The organism is Helicobacter japonicus (assembly GCF_000762845.2).
Taxonomy (GTDB): Bacteria; Campylobacterota; Campylobacteria; order Campylobacterales; family Helicobacteraceae; genus Helicobacter_C; species Helicobacter_C japonicus.
Genome location: NZ_JRMQ02000004.1, coordinates 58865 through 76894, shown reverse-complemented (window position 1 = coordinate 76894; position 18030 = coordinate 58865). Strand labels below are relative to the sequence as shown.

At 36.2% G+C, this 18030-nt stretch carries 14 protein-coding genes; 8 read left to right on the top strand and 6 right to left on the bottom strand.

Features of this window, described 5'->3' with window-relative positions; translation table 11 throughout:
• Positions 1-6: 6 nt before the first annotated feature.
• Entirely contained in the window at positions 7-2241 is a 2235-nt protein-coding gene (gene topA, locus LS65_RS04350) for a type I DNA topoisomerase (protein ID WP_034363738.1), read from the top strand.
• Positions 2242-2465: 224 nt separating this feature from the next.
• Entirely contained in the window at positions 2466-3119 is a 654-nt protein-coding gene (locus tag LS65_RS04345) for an outer membrane beta-barrel protein (protein ID WP_138129771.1), read from the top strand.
• A 70-nt stretch (positions 3120-3189) separates the two neighbouring features.
• Here the strand turns inward: LS65_RS04345 and LS65_RS04340 are convergent, their stop codons facing one another.
• On the bottom strand, positions 3190-4077 hold the full coding sequence (locus LS65_RS04340) for a YihY family inner membrane protein (protein WP_034360813.1): 888 nt from the start codon (positions 4075-4077) through the stop codon (positions 3190-3192).
• Positions 4078-4085: 8 nt separating this feature from the next.
• A complete protein-coding gene (locus tag LS65_RS04335; protein WP_084707877.1) occupies positions 4086-4937 on the bottom strand; it encodes a biotin synthase in 852 nt (283 codons plus the stop codon).
• A gap of 112 nt (positions 4938-5049) precedes the next feature.
• Between LS65_RS04335 and xseA the strand changes: the two genes are divergently transcribed.
• Genes xseA through LS65_RS04310 form a run of 5 tightly spaced genes read left to right on the top strand, consistent with a single transcriptional unit; the run spans position 5050 to position 10353 of the window.
• Positions 5050-6318 carry an exodeoxyribonuclease VII large subunit gene (gene xseA, locus LS65_RS04330; protein ID WP_034360815.1) on the top strand — a complete coding sequence of 423 codons (1269 nt, stop codon included), beginning with the start codon at positions 5050-5052 and terminating at the stop codon, positions 6316-6318.
• A 42-nt stretch (positions 6319-6360) separates the two neighbouring features.
• Positions 6361-7536, top strand: a complete 1176-nt coding sequence (locus tag LS65_RS04325; RefSeq protein ID WP_034360818.1) for an FAD-binding protein — start codon at positions 6361-6363, stop codon at positions 7534-7536.
• A gap of 38 nt (positions 7537-7574) precedes the next feature.
• A complete protein-coding gene (locus LS65_RS04320) occupies positions 7575-8252 on the top strand; it encodes an outer membrane beta-barrel protein (RefSeq protein ID WP_034360820.1) in 678 nt (225 codons plus the stop codon).
• An 11-nt stretch (positions 8253-8263) separates the two neighbouring features.
• Positions 8264-9091 carry an outer membrane beta-barrel protein gene (locus LS65_RS04315; protein ID WP_034360822.1) on the top strand — a complete coding sequence of 276 codons (828 nt, stop codon included), beginning with the start codon at positions 8264-8266 and terminating at the stop codon, positions 9089-9091.
• On the top strand, positions 9091-10353 hold the full coding sequence (locus tag LS65_RS04310; protein WP_034360824.1) for a CCA tRNA nucleotidyltransferase: 1263 nt from the start codon (positions 9091-9093) through the stop codon (positions 10351-10353). The genes LS65_RS04315 and LS65_RS04310 overlap by 1 nt, the downstream gene beginning before the upstream one ends.
• 41 nt (positions 10354-10394) lie before the next feature.
• Here the strand turns inward: LS65_RS04310 and LS65_RS04305 are convergent, their stop codons facing one another.
• Entirely contained in the window at positions 10395-10880 is a 486-nt protein-coding gene (locus tag LS65_RS04305; RefSeq protein WP_034360825.1) for an Rrf2 family transcriptional regulator, read from the bottom strand.
• Between the two features lie 138 nt (positions 10881-11018).
• On the opposite strand from LS65_RS04305, the gene LS65_RS04300 reads away from it, so the two are divergent.
• Positions 11019-12527: an MFS transporter gene (locus tag LS65_RS04300; protein ID WP_138129770.1), complete on the top strand. Its 1509-nt coding sequence runs from the start codon at positions 11019-11021 to the stop codon at positions 12525-12527.
• Here LS65_RS04300 and LS65_RS04295 read toward each other — a convergent pair.
• The 3 genes from LS65_RS04295 to LS65_RS04285 are packed head-to-tail and all read right to left on the bottom strand — an operon-like array spanning position 12524 to position 18011.
• Positions 12524-13198 carry a type ISP restriction/modification enzyme gene (locus LS65_RS04295; protein ID WP_268903702.1) on the bottom strand — a complete coding sequence of 225 codons (675 nt, stop codon included), beginning with the start codon at positions 13196-13198 and terminating at the stop codon, positions 12524-12526. The two genes, LS65_RS04300 and LS65_RS04295, sit on opposite strands and share 4 nt — an antisense overlap.
• 30 nt (positions 13199-13228) lie before the next feature.
• On the bottom strand, positions 13229-17062 hold the full coding sequence (locus LS65_RS10145; RefSeq protein ID WP_338323592.1) for a type ISP restriction/modification enzyme: 3834 nt from the start codon (positions 17060-17062) through the stop codon (positions 13229-13231).
• Positions 17031-18011: a restriction endonuclease gene (locus tag LS65_RS04285; RefSeq protein WP_034361224.1), complete on the bottom strand. Its 981-nt coding sequence runs from the start codon at positions 18009-18011 to the stop codon at positions 17031-17033. Before LS65_RS04285 ends, LS65_RS10145 begins: the two co-directional genes overlap by 32 nt.
• Positions 18012-18030 lie beyond the last annotated feature (19 nt).

The window sequence follows — 18030 nt, the reverse complement described above, 5'->3', positions numbered from 1 at the left end:
TTAGTTATGAAAGATTTAATCATTGTAGAATCGCCAGCTAAAGCAAAGACAATTAAGAATTTTTTAGGAAGTAAATATGAAGTTATTGCCTCTAAGGGTCATATCCGAGATTTACCAAAATACGCCTTTGGTATAGAGATAAAAGATAAGTCTTTTCAACCCCAATATAACATTGATAAAGACCATACAGATATTGTTAATAAAATTAAGGCAGCGAGTAAAAAAGCAAAGACAACTTATATTGCAACCGATGAGGATAGAGAGGGTGAGGCTATAGGCTTTCATATCACTCAAGCTTTAGAAATGCCTTATGAGAATTTTCCACGCATTGTATTTCACGAAATTACAAAAAATGCCATTACTCATTCTTTAGAGAATCCGCGTCAAATTGATATGGCAAAGGTGAATGCTCAACAAGCACGGCGATTACTTGATAGAATCGTGGGTTTTAAACTTTCTCAACTTATTACTTCTAAGATTCAGCGAGGGCTTTCTGCAGGACGTGTGCAAAGCTCCGCACTTAAAATTATTGTAGATAGAGAGCGTGAAATACAAGCCTTTAAACCTACAATTTATTTTCTTATTAATGCCACTTTTCAGACAAGTAAAGGTAAGCAAAAAAGCGTAAATAATAGCATTGAAGCTGAATTAATCACTTATGATAAAAAGTTAGAAAAACTTTCTTTACAAGATTCACAAGTCGTGGAAGCAATGCTTGAATATATTCAAAAACAGCAGTTTTATATTAAAGAAATCATTACAAAAAGTAAAAAAACACCTACACCACCGCCATTTATGACATCTACCTTACAGCAGAGTGCTTCAAGTTTGCTTGGGTTTTCTCCTTCTCGCACGATGAGTATCGCACAACGTCTTTATGAGGGGGTAGAGACGAGTTTTGGGACTATGGGGATCATCACTTATATGAGAACAGATAGTCTTAATATTGCCAAAGAAGCCCAAGATACTGCAAGGAAGATTCTAAAACAGACTTATGGAGAGCAATATGTCCCTAAAAAACCTAAAAATTATACTACGAAATCTAAAAGCGCACAAGAAGCTCACGAAGCTATACGTCCAACAAATCTTGATTTTACACCAGAAATGGCAAAGTCTTATCTTAAGCCCGAAGAATATAGGCTCTATACATTGATTTATAATCGTTTTTTGGCTTCACAGAGTGAAGATGCTCTGTTTGAGACACAAAATATTATTTTTACAACTCACGATAAAGCACATTTGATTGAATTTAAAGCAAGTGGGCGTAAGTTAATTTTTGATGGATTCTATAAGATTATGGGAAGTGATGATAAAGATAAGCTTTTGCCTGAATGCGAAGAGGGAAAAGACGTTGCATTAAGCAATATAGAATCAGTGCAAAAATCTACTGAAGCCCCATCACGTTATTCTGAAGCAAGTATCATCAAAAGTATGGAATCTTTAGGTATTGGGCGTCCTTCTACTTATGCACCTACGATTGGATTACTTATAGCGCGAGAATATGTAAAGGTAGAAAAAAAGCAGCTTGTTCCACAAGAAAGTGCATTTAAAGTTATACAAATGCTTGAAACTTATTTTAATGAAATAGTAGATTCTCATTTTACTGCAGGATTAGAGGATAAACTTGATGAAATTGCATCGGATAAAATAAATTGGGAAGCTGTATTATGGGAATTTTATGAGCCTTTTATGAAAAAAATAGAATCAGGTAAAAAAGATATTGTTTCACAGAAAGTTACCATTCCCACAGGTGAAATGTGTCCAAAATGTGGCAAAGAACTCGTGCAACGTAATGGTAAATATGGTGAATTTATTGCTTGTAGTGGCTATCCAAAATGCAAATATATTAAGCCTACAGAGCAAGATTCACAAGAAGCACAAGAATATGGAGTATGTGAAAAATGTGGCAAACCTATGGTAAAAAAAGTCGGTAGGAATGGTGAATTTATTGCTTGTAGTGGTTATCCAGAATGTAAAAATACAAAATCTCTTACAAATAAAACACAAGCTCAAAGTGTTGAAAATGTGGCTTGTCCAGAATGTGGAGGAGAGATTGTGCAGCGATTTAGTCGCAGAGGTGCTTTTTTTGGCTGTAAAAATTATCCTAAATGCACTTTTATCTCAAAATTTCAGCCTATTCAAGAGAAATGTCCAGAATGTGGAGGAGTAAGTATAGAGCGAGAATATCGTAAAAAACAAGTGCGTGAATGTCTTAAATGTAAGCATAGAATTGAATTGTAATTTTGAAGATTCTTAAATAAGATTTTTAGCTTTAAAAATATGAAATAAAGCTTTATTTTAGAGAATTTGGTTAAGTGAAATATAACTATAACAGAGTTACTTTTTGTAATATGAAAAATAAAAATCAACTCCAACCTTTTGCTTTTAAGCAAAAATCGGGGGGGGGGGGGGGCTAAAATTGAAACTGCATTTAATGCAAATTTATTCTCATAAAGGTGGTTTCAATGAAAAAGTTGTTGATAAGTTCAGTTGTAGCTTTAGGATTATCAATCTCTGCTTCTTTGGCTGAAGAGAGTGGTGTGTTTGTGGGGGTAGGTGCAGGCTATGGTGTCGCTAATATCAAAGAGCAGATTCTAATATCGTCTAGTAGCGAAAGTCGTGTCGATTCTCAAGATAAGGGTGCAGCTTATGAAATCCTCGCTGGATATAAGCACTTTATCACTCCTCATCTTGGATTTCGTTTATTTGCAAACTTTATCTACACCGATGCAAAACACAAAGATAGCCAGAGCGGAGAAAGTAGAAGGGCAAATGTAATGAGCTATATGATTAATTTTGACGCACTCTATAATTTTATCGCAAGTAGCAACACAAACTTTGGTGTATTTGTAGGAATAGGTGCGGGTGCAAATACTTGGGGTGGAAAGGCATTTGATGAGATTCCAAGTAGTATAATGACTAAAACGAGCTTTGATTTTGCTCTCAATTTTGGCTTAAGAAGTGTGATTGCTAGACATCACGGCATAGAGATTGCCGCTCGTATGCCTTTTGAAGAGCAATATATTGTGAATGATACTATACCAGGGTCAAATATTTATATGAATCTAAGAGGAGCATATAAATATAGTGTCAGTGCGCGCTATATTTATAACTTCTAAAGATTTCAAAAGATTAGAATCTCATAACCCTAAATACTATTCTTTAGGGTTATTTATACCTCTATTGATTTTATACTTCTGTGGTGCTAATACCATATTTTTCTTCAAGTTTTTTGCCAAAATTTGTTCCAAATCCTTCACAGAAACGCATTCCATAGAGTATAACAAACCACGAAATATAAATCCATAGCATAAGAAAAAGAAAAATGGAGATAGAGCCATATACGCTTTTATAAGTTTGATTATAAAATACATAATACACAAAGCCCCATTTTGTGAGAAGCCATATAATCGTAGTAAGCATACTCGCACTTAGGAGTGATAAGAGCTTTAAGGGCTTATTTGCAGAGAGTTTAAAGAGCAGGAAAAATATAGCCCAAGTGAGGATATAGGGTATCAAGTCAAATAAAAGATTCAAATTTGCTGTTCCTTTAAGTGTCTTTTGCACTTCACCGCTAAAATAAATCGAAAAGGCAAGTGCTACAGGAAAGAGTGTAATCATTGTCCAATACATTAGAAGAGAATCAAAAAATTTACGAGGCGTTGAGTTAAACATTTTTGCCGCGATGTATTCATAATTGCGAAAAAACATAACAGAAGCTATAAGCACATAGCCGAGTCCCATCATACCAAGTGAAGAGCTATTTTGCATAAAAGTATCAAGGTATTGTGAGATAACTTCTGTGTGTGTAGGTAAGATATTTGAAAGGATAAGGTCGCGAATTTGTGCGATTTGAGACTGAAAATTAGGCAGGTTAATAAAGATAGAAAATATAATAAGTAAAAGTGGCACAATAGCAAAAATTGTGTAAAAACTAAGCGAAGCTGCATAAAAGCTTAGTTCCTTATCGGCTACAAAATCCCAAATACTTTTTATTTTATTCCATAGGATAAAAAATGTTGTGCGACTTTTGATTAAAAAGATTCTAAGAAATTGCTCTTTATTGTGAGAACTCATAGCAATCCCTAATGGCAGTTTGTTGCAGGCACATAGCCATAAGATTCTATCATTGCTACATCATCTTTTGGTGCTTTGCCATCTGTTGTGAGATAATCACCTAAGACTACGCCATTAATACCTGCTTCAAAGAGGGGTTTTTGATTATCGCCAAAAACAGCCTCTCTCCCTCCTGCAATCATTAAACGCGTATTTGGGAGATATTCACGCGCAAGAGTTACACATTCTAGTGCTTCTTCTTGTGTAAGTGTCTGCATAGGTAAGGGCAAAGATTCATTAGCAATATAAAAATTAAGAGGAGTAGTATGTGGAGTGAGAATCTGTAAGTGTTTAAGTAGCTCTATTCTGTCTCCCCAGCTTTCTCCTAAGCCAAAAATCCCTCCAGAAAGTAATCCCAACTCTGCTTTAAGAGTATTTTCACAAGTTTCAAATCGTTCTTTCCAAGTATGTGTGGTGCAGATATTTGGAAAAAATTCTTTAGAGGTCTCTAAATTGTGATTATAGCTATCTACGCCATTAGCTTTAAGGTATTTAAGAGAATCTACATCTGCACTTCCACAACACGCGATAATATGCAAGCCTAGATTCTCATTTTTAATTGCAGTAGCAGCTTTAGCGATATATTCGCATTTATCACTTTCTAAACCGCGTCCTGCTGTTACAAGGCAAAATCCTAAAGCACCATATTCTTTTAATGTCCGTGCTTCTTGCACAATTTTATCAATACTTTTATTTTTGTATCTTTGAATCTGTGTGCCATAATGTGCGCTTTGAGTGCAGTATTTGCAATCTTCTGGACAATCTCCAGAGCTAACATTACAAATAGAGCAGAGGAATATTTCATTACTCATCTTTTGCATAAACTTACCTTATTGTGTTGAAATAGATTATGCTATTGTAGCAAAAAGTCTTTAAAAGTTCTAATATGATAAAATCCGTATCTTTGTGTCATTTTTAATTTGAAGGGGAAAAATGAGGGCTTTAGCAGTAAGTGAGCTTAATGCGCAGATTAAAAGTATTTTAGAATCTACTTTTATAGATATTTGTGTGCAGGGTGAAATAAGTAGTGTCAAGATTCATACAAGTGGGCATATTTATCTTACGCTTAAAGATGAAGATTCAAGTGTGCGTTGTGTAATGTTTAAAGGCAATACACGCACTTTAAAGATTAAGCTTGAAGTAGGGCAGAGCGTTCTTATAATGGGTGCGCTTAGTGTTTATGCGCCCAAAGGAGAATATCAAATTTTATGTAAGAGCATTACACTTGCAGGATTAGGTGAGTTATCCAAAGCATACGAAGCATTGAAAAGTAAGCTTAGCACAAAGGGTTATTTTGAATCTACACATAAAAAGCCACTGCCACAATTTCCTAAACGTATTGCTTTGCTTACTTCTGCCACAGGTGCAGCAAAAGAGGATATGCTAAAGGTTGCCAAAAAACGATGGGAGAATATCCATATTACACTTTTTAATACACTTGTTCAGGGTGAGGGAGCAAAAGATTCTATTGTGGCAAATTTGCAAAGGGCTGATAGTTTTTTTGGTAGCCCTCAAGCTTTTGATGTCATTATTCTTGCAAGAGGTGGAGGAAGCATAGAGGATATGTGGGCGTTCAATGAAGAATGCGTAGCTGATGCGATTTTTAAAGCGCACACACCTATTATTTCTGCTGTGGGACACGAGGTTGATGTATTTATAAGTGATTTTGTCGCTGATGTGCGTGCTCCTACACCTTCGGCAGCTATGGAGATACTTTTGCCAGATAAAAATGAGTATTTGCGCACGATAGATGAGATGATGAATGCGCTTATTTTTGCGCTTAAAACCCATATCACACATAAAGAAAAGATTTTGCAACAAATGTTTGAGTATTTTTATCATTATAATTTTCAATCTCAATATAGTGCCAAAAAAGAACAGATTCATAATCTTAGAATGATGATAAAGCAACATATCTTGCGAGTTTTGGAGGATAAAGCCTTGCAATGTGAGAATCTACGCACCCCGCTTACACATTCCTTACATTCTCAAATCCGCACCGCGTCAAGCAAATATGAGCGTCTTTATGAGGCATTAAATGCGCTTAATCCTCGCAAATTGTGTGAGCATAGCTACGCACAAGTAAGCAAGGATAATATGCTTATTACTCTTGCAGATTTAAATAATGGCGATGAGTTTTATCTTACAGATTTGCAGTGTAGCATTAAGGCTTTGTGTGTGGAGAATGAAGTGAAACAATAGAGTAGATTCTAAGATATTTATAAATTATAAGGAGAAATAAGGGTGAAAAAAAGCAAAGATTTAGGCGTGTATGATGTGGCAATTATTGGCTTAGGTGTGGCAGGAAGTAATTTAGCAGCAAACCTTAAACCTCATCTCAAAGTCATTGCCATTGACAAAAAAGATAAAGAGGGCGATTGCTTTGATGATAATTTTCATAAACCTTGTGGTGGGTTGCTTTCAGAGGGAGGACAAAAGGCTTTGGCAAAGCAGGGATTAAATCTCCCTAATGAAGTTTTGGTTAATCCACAAATTTTTGCGATTAATACCATTGATTTTGGATTCAAACACGCTTCATATATACAAAAAGGCTATGTGAATATGGAGCGGCACAAGTTTGATTTGTGGCTCAAAGGACTTATTCCCTCGCATATTCATAGTTTTCACTGCGCATATTTTAAATCCATCAAAAAAGATGGAACATTGTATCAAGTGTATTTTAAGCAAGAGCAAGGCAATGTAGAATCTAACACGCAATATTATACTTGTAAAGCGCGTATAGTGGTGGGTGCAGATGGGGCAAAAAGCCATATCCGCCGATTTCTCTACCCACATCTGCAAACACAAAGCCTCGTGTGTATTCAGCAATGGTATAAAGAGCATAATAAACCTATGCTTTCGTGTATTTTTGACAAAACACTCACGCCAAGTTACAGCTGGAGTATGTCAAAAGATGGTTATTTTATTTTTGGAGGGGCGTATCCTCACGCACATTGCAAAACTGCATTTAATACGCAAAAAGCGCGTTTGGAGGGATTAGGATTTACATTTACAGAGGTGCTAAAGCAAGAGGCGTGTTTAGTGCTACAGCCTCAAAGGTGGCGTGATTTTGTGCGTGGGAGAAGTGGCATATTTTTGATAGGAGAGGCAGCGGGATTTATTAATGCAAGCACACTAGAGGGTATTAGTGGAGCATTACATAGCTCAAGGATTTTAAGTGAGGTGCTTAATGGCATAAAGTCTTGCAATAAAGGAGAAAGTAGTGTGGAGTTAGATTCTAAAACTTTAGAGAATCTGCATAGTGCCTATTCAAAACGCACACGATTACTCGTGCTAAAAACACTTTTTAGGCATTATGTGCGCTATCCTTTTATGTTTATCACACCTTTAAGACGCATAATACTTTTTTGCGGTATTTTGCGCGTCCGTCCGGGAATGATGCGAGATAAAATTATTTAAAAAAAGATTTGATATAATATTATTTTTGGGGCATTGAAATGAGAAAGTATATTTTTATATTTGTAGCTTTAGCAAATCTGCTTAATGCTGGAGAAAGCGGGGTATTTATAGGCGGTAGCTTAAGTCTTAACAATACTTCTTATAATGGTGTGTATAGCACATTAGAAAATAATATTACTACTAATTATCCGCATAGCAATTACTCTCATAATGCTTTTGGTGCGTCTGCACGAATAGGCTATCAAAAATTTAGCTCTGATGCGCGATTTGGCGGGAGATTCTATTTGGAATATGATAATAATGGCTATGCAACATACAGAGATGAAAGTGGCACAAAGCGCAAAATGGACGCTTATGGCTTTGCTTTAAATGCTGATGTATTATTTGATATTAAGCAATTTCAAAGTGCTGTGTTTGGGATATTTGCTGGTGGTGGTTTGGTATTTAATGCACACAAATTTCCAAAGTCAGGATATAGCATTTATAAAGATTTTGACAATAGCCCTGCTGCATTAAAAGGCTATGGTCTTTGCGCACAAGCTGGGCTTTCACTCACATTTTTGCAAAAGCATAGGGTGGAGCTTGAGGTTAAATATGCTAATTTTGTAAGTGATTATGATTCAGATTATATTCATTTAGGCACAAAAGCAGAATCTTTAAAGCTAGAAGCGCAAGGATTCTTAAACTATCGACTTAATTATGCTTATGTCTTTTAGGAGGCTATGATATGTTTAAAAAGTCTTTGCTGTTTATGTTTGCGATAAGCACACTTTTGGGTAATGAAAAAAGCGGCGCATTTTTTGCTATAGGAGGAGGATACACACCCAAGATTCCATATCAAGTGAGCGCACCAGATAATAGCACAGCCATATCGAGTGTGCCACTTTATGCAGGTGGTATTAAGTATGGTGCTAGGCATTATTTTAATAATAATTGGGGTTTGCGTTTATATTTGCCTATACAAGGTGGATTTAGTCAATTTGATGAGGGATATAGCCCTGCAAAAGCACGATTTGTATCCGCTGGTATGGGAGGCGATATACTCTTTGACATCGGCTCATCAAAAAGTAGTGTGGGGATTTTTGCAGGAGGTGAGGTGAATTACGCGTATTATTGGCTAGATAGCACAGATTCTAAGGGCATACAAACTGAAGTGCATTTTGGTTTGGCTCTAAATTTTACTCCGCGCTTTAGCATTAATATAGGAATGAAGCAATACATCAATCGCCCCACACAAGAAAAGACACCACTTAGCTCATCTCTACGCGATTATGGTGGATTTGTCGATTTTATCTTCGCACTTGATAATAGCAATATCTCCTCAAGTTCGCGTGCTCAAGATAAAGTGAGACAAGAAGCAGAGACAAATTCTAATTCTAACACAAATAGTAGTTATGATAGAACATATAATGGAGGAAGCTCAAGTAGGGGCAATGGCTTTATGGGTGGCTTCTTTGGTGGATTGGTAGGAGGTTTATTATTTGGCAACTCCGGTGGTGGCTATGGCTATATGTATGCCCCACAAAATACGCAACCTAGCCTAAAATTCCGCTAATGCAGGATTTTGATATTACATTTGCTCTTCCGCAAGATGTGCTTTTTATCTTGGATACTTTACATAGTGCAGGATATGAGGCGTATATTGTAGGCGGTTGTGTGCGTGATATGATTTTATGTGAGTTGCATAATACTTACAAGCCCCCAAATGATTATGATATAGCGACTTCAGCCTTGCCCAATGATGTGATGAGACTCTTTCCACACTCTATCCCCACGGGCGTAAAATATGGCACAATAAGCGTGATTATAGAAACTACGCCCTATGAGATAACAACCTTTAGGTTTGATGGGGCTTATAGTAATGCGCGTAAGCCTGATAGCGTGAGATTCACAACCTCTATAAGTGAGGATATAAAAAGAAGAGATTTTAGTATGAATGCCCTTGCGTATGCGCCGCATACTGGACTTATTGATGAGGTTGGGGGAGTGGAGGACATCATCAATAAGCGTATAGTGTGTGTGGGTGAGGCAAAAGTGCGATTTAGCGAGGATTCTTTACGCATTTTACGCGCCTTGCGTTTTAGTGCTACTCTTGGATTTAGTATAGAATCTCATACACAAGAGGCGATATATACGAATGCACCTTTGCTTTTATCTGTGGCGAGAGAGAGGGTGTGTATAGAGATTGATAAATTACTTAGTGGAATGTATGTAGAGTGTGTGCTTAGTGCGTTTTTGCCTATTATTCGTGTAGTCATTCCACAACTACCTATACAATGTGATTTTAGGGTATTCAAAGCATTAAGAGATGCTACACAATATGTTCGGTGGGCGTGTTTTTTGTATCCCTGTAAAACTTATGCGAGGGAGATTCTAGAATCTTTAAAATTTGATAATAAAAGCAAAGAGCGCATTCTTACTTTGCTTGAGTATTATGATATGCCTTTGTGTGTGGGGGAAGTGGAGCTAAGACATATTGTTGTGAATCTTGGTGGGCGCGAGAGGGCACAAAGCATATTTGAAGATATAGTGCATATCAAAGAGGCACATATCAAGGCAAGGATACAAAAAGCGGAGGCACAGAATCTCAAAGCCTTTCACTGCACTTTGCAGAATGTATTAGGACAGAGCATACCCTTAAGCCTTAAAGAATTATGTATAAATGGTGAAGATTTAAAGCACTTAGGTATAAAAGAAGGAAAGCAAATAGGAGCGACATTAGCATATCTTTTAAACCAAGTATTAGAGGAGAAGCTCCCGCATACGCGTGAAGATTTACTCCAAGCAGCGTGCGATAAACTACAAGAAATCAAATAAGGTATAAAGTATAACGCGTTTTTAAGCGTTAGGATTTTCTTTTACAATGGTAAGTTTTGCAATTTTTTCAATAAATCGCTTAATTTTACTTTTGAAAGATAAGATTCTAAGGCAATTTGTGCTTCTTCAAAAGATGAATCCAAAATAAGATGAATGTTTTTACCCAAAGGGCAAAGCGTATTAGGATTAGCGTGAAACTTAAAAAGCCGATTTTTGCCATTAGTTTCTTTGCCACCCATAGACTGCACAGCATTAAAAATATCTAAAAGGCTTATTTCTTGTGGTTTTTTACTTAATACACTTCCGCCACTGCCTCGTGCTACATTTATTAACCCCGCAGATTTAAGTTGAGCAAGGATATTGCGGATAATCACGCTATTCACTCCCACAGAATCCGCTAAAGCCTCGCTTGTCATCTTTTTACAATGCGTTTTGTTGGTATTTGCGTTAAATTCTGAATCCTCATTGAAAAACTCTAAACACAAACAGATATGGATAGCGATACTAAAGCGTGAGGGGATTTGCATAAGATTCCTTTGAATGATTTGTGGTATTGTAGCATAAGATTGTATTGTAATACTTGACATTATAACAAAACTGCGTTACACTTCTTTAGTTGTAATATTATTTATTACATTAAAAAAGGTAAAAATCAAGGAATCCCAATGAATCTCATTCTTTTTACTATTCTACTTGCTGTATTTGTCGTGCCTAGCTCTATTTCTGGCACAGCTATTGCCTTACCCTATATCGCAGAGGATATTGGAAGTGATACCACGCTCTTACAATGGGTTGTGAATAGCTTTAATCTATTTTTTGCGTGTTTTACGCTCATTTGGGGTGCTATAAGTGATAGATTAGGTGCAAAAACTTGTCTTATTGCTGGGGTGGCAACCTATCTTTTAGGCTCAATACTCTCATTTCTCGCTCCTAGCCTACTTTGGCTTGATGTGGGTAGAGCCTTAGCGGGGATTGGCGGGGCAAGTGTTTTTGCGTGTGGAAGTGCTATTTTAATCCGCACTTTTGAAGACAAGGAACGAGTGAAAGCCTTTGCATTTTTTGGCACAACCGCAGGGCTTGGCATTACCTTAGGACCCACATTAAGTGGATTCCTTATTGACCTTTTTGCGTGGAGGGCGATTTTTGTCTTTCATTTTCTCACACTTGGGGCTGTTTTGCTCCTTTCACCTATGTTGCCAAAAGACCCACAAAAACAACAAAAAGCCTTTAAGTTTGATAAAATAGGTGCGCTTCTCTTTATTGCTTTTATGTCAAGCTTTATGCTTTTTATTACCAAAATCCACGCTTTCAAAGAGCCTCAAACACTTGGAATATTAGCCTTTTGTCTCATTGTAGGGATAATTTTTGGGGTGCAAGAGAGAAATTTGCACCATAAAAACATTACACCAAATCCTACCCTACACATTCCTCAACCGCTTTTAGACTTTGAAGTGCTTAAAAATGCTTCATTTTTCGGATTTAGCCTTGTAGCAGTGATTGCTGGATTTAGCTTTGTCGTATTACTCACTTATTTTCCTACTTTTCTCTCTATAAACTTTGGATTCTCTGCCTCTTTTTCTGGGCTTTTTATGCTCTCTCTCACTACGCCTATGCTATTTTGTCCCATTCTTGCAGGAAAAATGCTAAACAAAGGGGTGGATTCTAAAGCTCTTGCCCTTGCGATGTCTTTGATGATGAGCCTAGGAATCTTTGCACTTTTAATCATCTTGCATACTCTAAGCGGTGTTACGTTGCAGCTAATGACGCTTTTAGTGCTTTTTGTTATCGGCTGTGGTATGGGATTACACGCAGGGGCGATTGATGGATTGGCTCTTGGGAGTGTAGAATCTGCTAAAAGTGGCTTAGGTGCAGGAGTGCTTAATTCCTTGCGTTTAGGCTCTGAAGCGGTGGGAGTGAGCCTCTATGGCGCACTTATGGTGGTGTTTATTACTGCAAATCTCTCCTATCTTTTGGATAGTAAAGATTCTGTGTATCCCATTGTGGAAAGTATCGCAAGTGGAAATCTTAGTGCGGTTGAGAATCCGCTGATTATAGCAAATGCACCCTCTATTTATCTGCAATCTTTTTCTTACACTTTAGGAATATTGGGGCTTATAAGCCTTGCTTTAAGCTTAGGTGTTTGGAGACTGCTTAGGAGGGGAGGCAAAGCTTAAGGCTTAGGCTTCTTTTTTGTTTCTATAAGCTCATAAGTGGGGAGATTTTCTAAAATATCCATTGTCTGCACACTCATTTCTATTACACTTAAAAGTAGTTTTAATACATATTTTCCACCTTTTAGCCCCTTTAACGCACCTTCCTCGCTTTCATAACAATTTGGGTCATTGACTATCCCACTATCTTTATCAACTTTCACTTGATATCTATCTATTACCCACTCTATGGGGCTTTTGCCATTTACTTTATATTCATAAGCTTTTAAAGGGATATTGACAATGGCAATTTTGTCATTCAATCTAAGAGTGTCTTTCACGCCTTTAATATGAAATTTTATTTTATCTATCCTCAAGTCATTTTCACTTAAAAGTGCAATATCTGTCGCTGCTTTGTCTCTCAAATCCTTAGCAAATAGTCCATTGGCAGTTTGTTTAGATTCTTTTATATCTTTTACCAAACACGCAAAAGCTGTGCTTTCTTTAGTATCACTAAAATTTTCATAGTTTAAATGCAAGCTTGCAAGTTTGCGCCCATTTTCCACAAATCCCCAAAAATCTTTCATAAAAGGGATACGAGGAAGCATTTTGCTTAGATTATCTGCATATTTTGCTTGGTATGTGGGGTGATTTAAAAGCGCGTAGATATAATAGAAAATATCCTCTTTGCTTATTATTGTATTTTCTGATAAGGGGGAGGTAATTTAGACGCAGTGTGCTTTTTTGATAACTTTGCTTATTATTGTATTTTCTGATAAGGGGGAGGGGCTTGAATTAGGCGAAGTCGCTCCCTCCCCCTTATCAATCCCCCACCCCGACAACGCCTTTAAGGTAGCACTATCGTGTGATTTTATTTTATCGCAGTGAGGATATACCTCACAGCTGGATTTGTTTGCAAATTGTGGATTTTGCTCCCAAAATGTGCTATACACTTCTTGAAATTTTGCTAATGCCTCATCTCTTATCGCGTCTTTTCTTTTATAATAGGCTACATTGTCATCAAAATCAATCGTATGAGCCTCACTCAAAGTGTTATTATCTGTATCCATAACACTCTGTTCTCCTTGTGTGTCTTGAGATTCTATTTTTTCATAGTAGTAGAGAGGGAAAGCTTGGACTTTTGTAAGAAATTCAATATCGACTATATAATTACTTATTAATGAGCTAAAGTTTTTTGCTTGATTTGTAGTAAAAATAAAAATATTTTTTTGATTTTGTGGCATAAATTTTTCATTGCCTTTTCTGTGTATAAAAATAGGATTATTGAAAAAATTTATTTTTGAAAATGGTCTTATTTGAATCTCTATTATTTCACTACTTTTTTGTGCCTTTATTTTTCTAAAACATTTGCTGTATAAAGAGCTATTCCAGCGGATTTGTTTTGTATCTTTTATAGCTTGTATCTCAAATTCCTCTTGATTTTTGCAATGCAACCTATTTGCCTCATTATTGTAAATATCAATAGTTTGATTCATAGTTTCTTTTAATGAAGTTTTTGAAAAATTATATTGCCAATCATAAGAAATTACTTGAATACCTTTTGATTTACATTCAAAAATCTCATTAATATCTAAATATTGCATAAATCCATAATCTCTCTGATTTATCCAATCATAGTCTTTATTTGACTCTATTTTCTGCCATAAACCTTGCTTTTCTATTCCCTCTATGCTTTTAAAATTACTAATGATGTTAAGCTTTTGCTCTCTGCTTAGATAATCGCCTATATCATAGTAAAGAATTTGTGCTTTCTTATCGGGTGATTTTGCAGAATCTGTGCATTTTATTAATAAAGTAATTGCCACAGGAGTGCGTGAGCCTGAATCAAAAAACCCTGCTCCCTCTTTTTGTCTAAATTCGCCTTGTGTGCGTGCATTCCCCCTTAAATTAAAGATATAAATATAATCAAATTCTTGCTCCAAACACGCGCGTAAGCCACTATCACTATTACCATCTATAAAGCTGCCATTAGTGATAAACCCGATTATCCCGCCATTATCGCCGATTCTATCACTGCAATAGCGAATTGCCATTTTGTAAGAATCATAATTGCTTCCTTTGTTTGTGGCTTTTGTCTTTGCCACATAAGTCTCTGCTATGCGAGATTCTAAAAATGGATAGCTTGTATTTTTATTGTTATCATTAGCGTTTTTTTGTCCTGTGGAATAAGGCGGATTAGCGATAAAAATTTTAAAATCTGTGTTTTTAAATTCTTGGATTTTGGCGAGATTTTTGGCAAAGTATTCACTCTCAAGTTGCATACTTTGTCTTTTGGTAAAAGGCACTTTAAATCCCTTAGAATCAGGCGTATAAGTATTAAAGGTATCGGTGAATAGGAGATTGTCAAAGAGCGTGAAAGCGTTATTGTTGTGTTTTTCTGATAAGGGGGAGGGGCTTGAATTAGGCGAAGTCGCTCCCTCCCCCTTATCAATCCCCCGCCCCGACAACGCCTCTGGAGTATGTGCTATCGCACTACTATTTGATGTAATAGCAGTAGAAAATATATCTCTACTGCTGGATTCTCTATTACTTAGAGAATCTAAGTATTTAAGTTTTAAAAGGCGGTCGTGGTAGGTGGTGGTGATATTAATTTGCGCAATATAATAGCCCAAAAGCGTAATCTCATTTGCCCATAGCTCATTTTTATATTTGGATTCTAGATTAGAATCCAAATAGCCACTTTGGAGGAGGCGCGTGATGAATGTGCCTGTGCCTGTGAAAGGGTCGCAAATATGGATATTATCATCACTTAGATTTTTATTAAAATGCTTTTTTAACGCATAGGCAACAGAATGGATAACAAAATCTACACCTTGTATTGGTGTATAAACAATACCTAACTTTTCTTGTGTCTTTTTAAATGCTTCTTTGAAAAGTGTATCATAGAGATTTTTGATAAGGTTTTGTTTGCTTTTATCGCTTTTGGCATATTCTGCATTACTCCTTACACTGATATAAAATTTCTCTAGCTCCTTAGTTTCAGTACCTAATCCATAGTTTAATAATTTTTTATACAGCTTTTCTAGCTCGGCAGAGACTTTATCAAATGTAGCAAAATTAAGATTTGAAAAAATGCACTCAAAAATTGGCTTTGTGATGATATGCTGAGCTATTAAAGCAATAGCATCATCTGTATCAAAGCTTACATTTAAGTTACCCCTTAAGGCTTTACAAAATCCCTCAAAAAGTGATTTGATTTTAGCATTTTGGGCATTGAGAGTTTGGATTCTAAGCATTAGGTTGTGCATTATTGACCCAACTTTTGAAGCATAATGCTCCCAATATTGCAAGTCGCCTAAGTTTTTAGGCACAGCATTTTTGATTTCATTAAAGAGTTCATCAAGTGTAAAAAGTGTCGCTTCGGGGAGTTCTTTTATCTCGCTTGAATCTGTCAAAAATGACACAACTTCAGCAATTCTCGCCTCATCTATGAGTCTTTCATCGTGGCTTCTTAGGGCTTTGAGCGTCTCCCATACGATTTTAAACTTATCACTCTTTAAAGTCTTATTATAATCTTTAATCTCTTCATCGGTAAGCACAAGTGGCAAAATAATATAGCCATACTTTTTGCCCTCACTCTTACGAATAGTGCGTCCTACTGCTTGGACTATATCCACAATAGAATCTCTTTTATCAAAAAAGCACACTGCGTCTAAATTAGGCACATCAATACCCTCTGTTAAACATTTTGCGTTGCTTAGCACTCTGCATTTACCCTCTTCTTCCTCGCTTAGCCAAGAGAGTTTTTCTGCTTTTTGATATGCGTTGTGTGTGCCATCTATATGGTCTAACAGGATAGTTGCGCTGATTTTAGAAAACTGCTCTGTGGCAAATTTGGAATTTCTAATACTAGAGTGAAAGCACACTGCTCTTTTCATTGGCTCTTTATCTTCTTTGAAAGCTTCGTGTATGCCACTTTCATCAACAAAACTCATATTGATTTTTCTTAAAGCATTCGCAAAAGAAATCATTTTCCCTGCTGATTCTATGCTAAGTTTTGAATTTTCTTGAGCTTTGGTGAGTTTGCCTAAATATTCAGCGACTACTTCTTCACGACAATAGCTTATAATCACTCTAAAATCACTTAAGAGATTCTCACTTATTGCCTTACCAAAGTTAAGACTATAAATTTCCTTGCCAAACAAAGATTCATCGTCCATTGAAAAAAGCATTAAATCCTTGCCTTGAGCCTTTTTGCTTAACCCTTCTTTTGCTTTAGGAGAGTAGATTCTAGGAGTGGCTGTGAGATAAAGTCGGAATCTTGCATTAAGCAAAGCATTATCGTGAGTTCTTTGCCACACGCTTATATCTCTTTTTTCGCCCTCACTATCAAGTTTTTGCACACCTGCTGTGCGATGGGCTTCATCATTAATGATAAGTTTAATTTGAGATTTAAAGAGTTTTTGTGCTTCTATAACAACATCTATACTTTGATAGGTAGAGAAAATAATAATTTTTGGGAGTTTGGGAGTATTTACATCTTGTGATGATAATGATGTGGTTTGTTTATGCCCCCCCCCCCATTGCTTTAAAAGCAGAATCTAAAGGCGTATGAAGCAAGGCATTTATGCTTTTAGCCAAAATGATTGGAGATGTGGTAGCAGGGATACAGAGCTCATTTGATGTAATATCACTTACATCATCTTTATTTTTATCTTTTGGAGCAATTGAAGAACCAACCTTGCTATCAGAGCATACTGCAAAAACTTTGTAATCTTTGCTCACAGATTGTGCGAAAAATTCTTTTATCATTTGATTTGTAAGTGCTAAACTTGGAGTAAGGAATACAGCAATTTCTCCATTTTCTACCATACTATCTATGGTGCGGATAGCAAGGAGGCTTTTGCCTGTGCCACACGCCATAATGACTTTACCTCGCTCATTATTTTGCTCTACAAAATGCTTTTTGATTGCCTTAAAAGCTTCATTTTGATGAGGACGCAGTGATTTTTTATCTTTTGATTTTGTCGTGGTGGCAATGGCATTTAAATCAAGGCTTTGGTAGTCAATTTCTAAATTTTTAAGCTCATTATAACCAAAAGCTATTGCCTTAAGCTTACCCTCGTTTGCATTTTGTTCTAATGCCATTTCAACTTCAGTGCTTATTTTTTTACAAGTATGAAAAAGTAGAGATTGTGAAATTTTGGCATATTCTTTTCCTGCATTATCTATAATAGTGTTAATCCCTAAAAATCCCTTTAAATCCCCAATTACTAAAGTATGCATTGGCTTAAAAGCTTTACATTGCACTGCGATAATTTCATCTTGCATTGTGATGAGAATTATGTCTATGCCAAAATCGTGGCGGTTTATATGAAATTTATCGCTAAATTCATTCCATAAATACACTTCTTTAATATCAAATTCTTTTTGCAAAAAACAATCAACTTGCAGGATTTTTTTAATTAAAATTTCAAATTTTTTGCCTTGTTCGGTATTTGTTTGCGTTTCTTGGATTAGTTGCTCTATAATTGCATTAAATTTCATATTTTCCCCTTAAAGCTAA

What these genes read in the sequence shown, in the direction of transcription:
- topA (WP_034363738.1), top strand. Translation starts at nt 7, where the DNA reads ATGAAAGATTTAATCATTGTAGAATCGCCAGCTAAAGCAAAGACAATT.
- LS65_RS04345 (WP_138129771.1), top strand. Translation starts at nt 2,466, where the DNA reads ATGAAAAAGTTGTTGATAAGTTCAGTTGTAGCTTTAGGATTATCAATC.
- LS65_RS04340 (WP_034360813.1), bottom strand. Translation starts at nt 4,077, where the DNA reads ATGAGTTCTCACAATAAAGAGCAATTTCTTAGAATCTTTTTAATCAAA.
- LS65_RS04335 (WP_084707877.1), bottom strand. Translation starts at nt 4,937, where the DNA reads ATGCAAAAGATGAGTAATGAAATATTCCTCTGCTCTATTTGTAATGTT.
- xseA (WP_034360815.1), top strand. Translation starts at nt 5,050, where the DNA reads ATGAGGGCTTTAGCAGTAAGTGAGCTTAATGCGCAGATTAAAAGTATT.
- LS65_RS04320 (WP_034360820.1), top strand. Translation starts at nt 7,575, where the DNA reads ATGAGAAAGTATATTTTTATATTTGTAGCTTTAGCAAATCTGCTTAAT.
- LS65_RS04315 (WP_034360822.1), top strand. Translation starts at nt 8,264, where the DNA reads ATGTTTAAAAAGTCTTTGCTGTTTATGTTTGCGATAAGCACACTTTTG.
- LS65_RS04310 (WP_034360824.1), top strand. Translation starts at nt 9,091, where the DNA reads ATGCAGGATTTTGATATTACATTTGCTCTTCCGCAAGATGTGCTTTTT.
- LS65_RS04305 (WP_034360825.1), bottom strand. Translation starts at nt 10,880, where the DNA reads ATGCAAATCCCCTCACGCTTTAGTATCGCTATCCATATCTGTTTGTGT.
- LS65_RS04300 (WP_138129770.1), top strand. Translation starts at nt 11,019, where the DNA reads ATGAATCTCATTCTTTTTACTATTCTACTTGCTGTATTTGTCGTGCCT.
- LS65_RS04285 (WP_034361224.1), bottom strand. Translation starts at nt 18,011, where the DNA reads ATGAAATTTAATGCAATTATAGAGCAACTAATCCAAGAAACGCAAACA.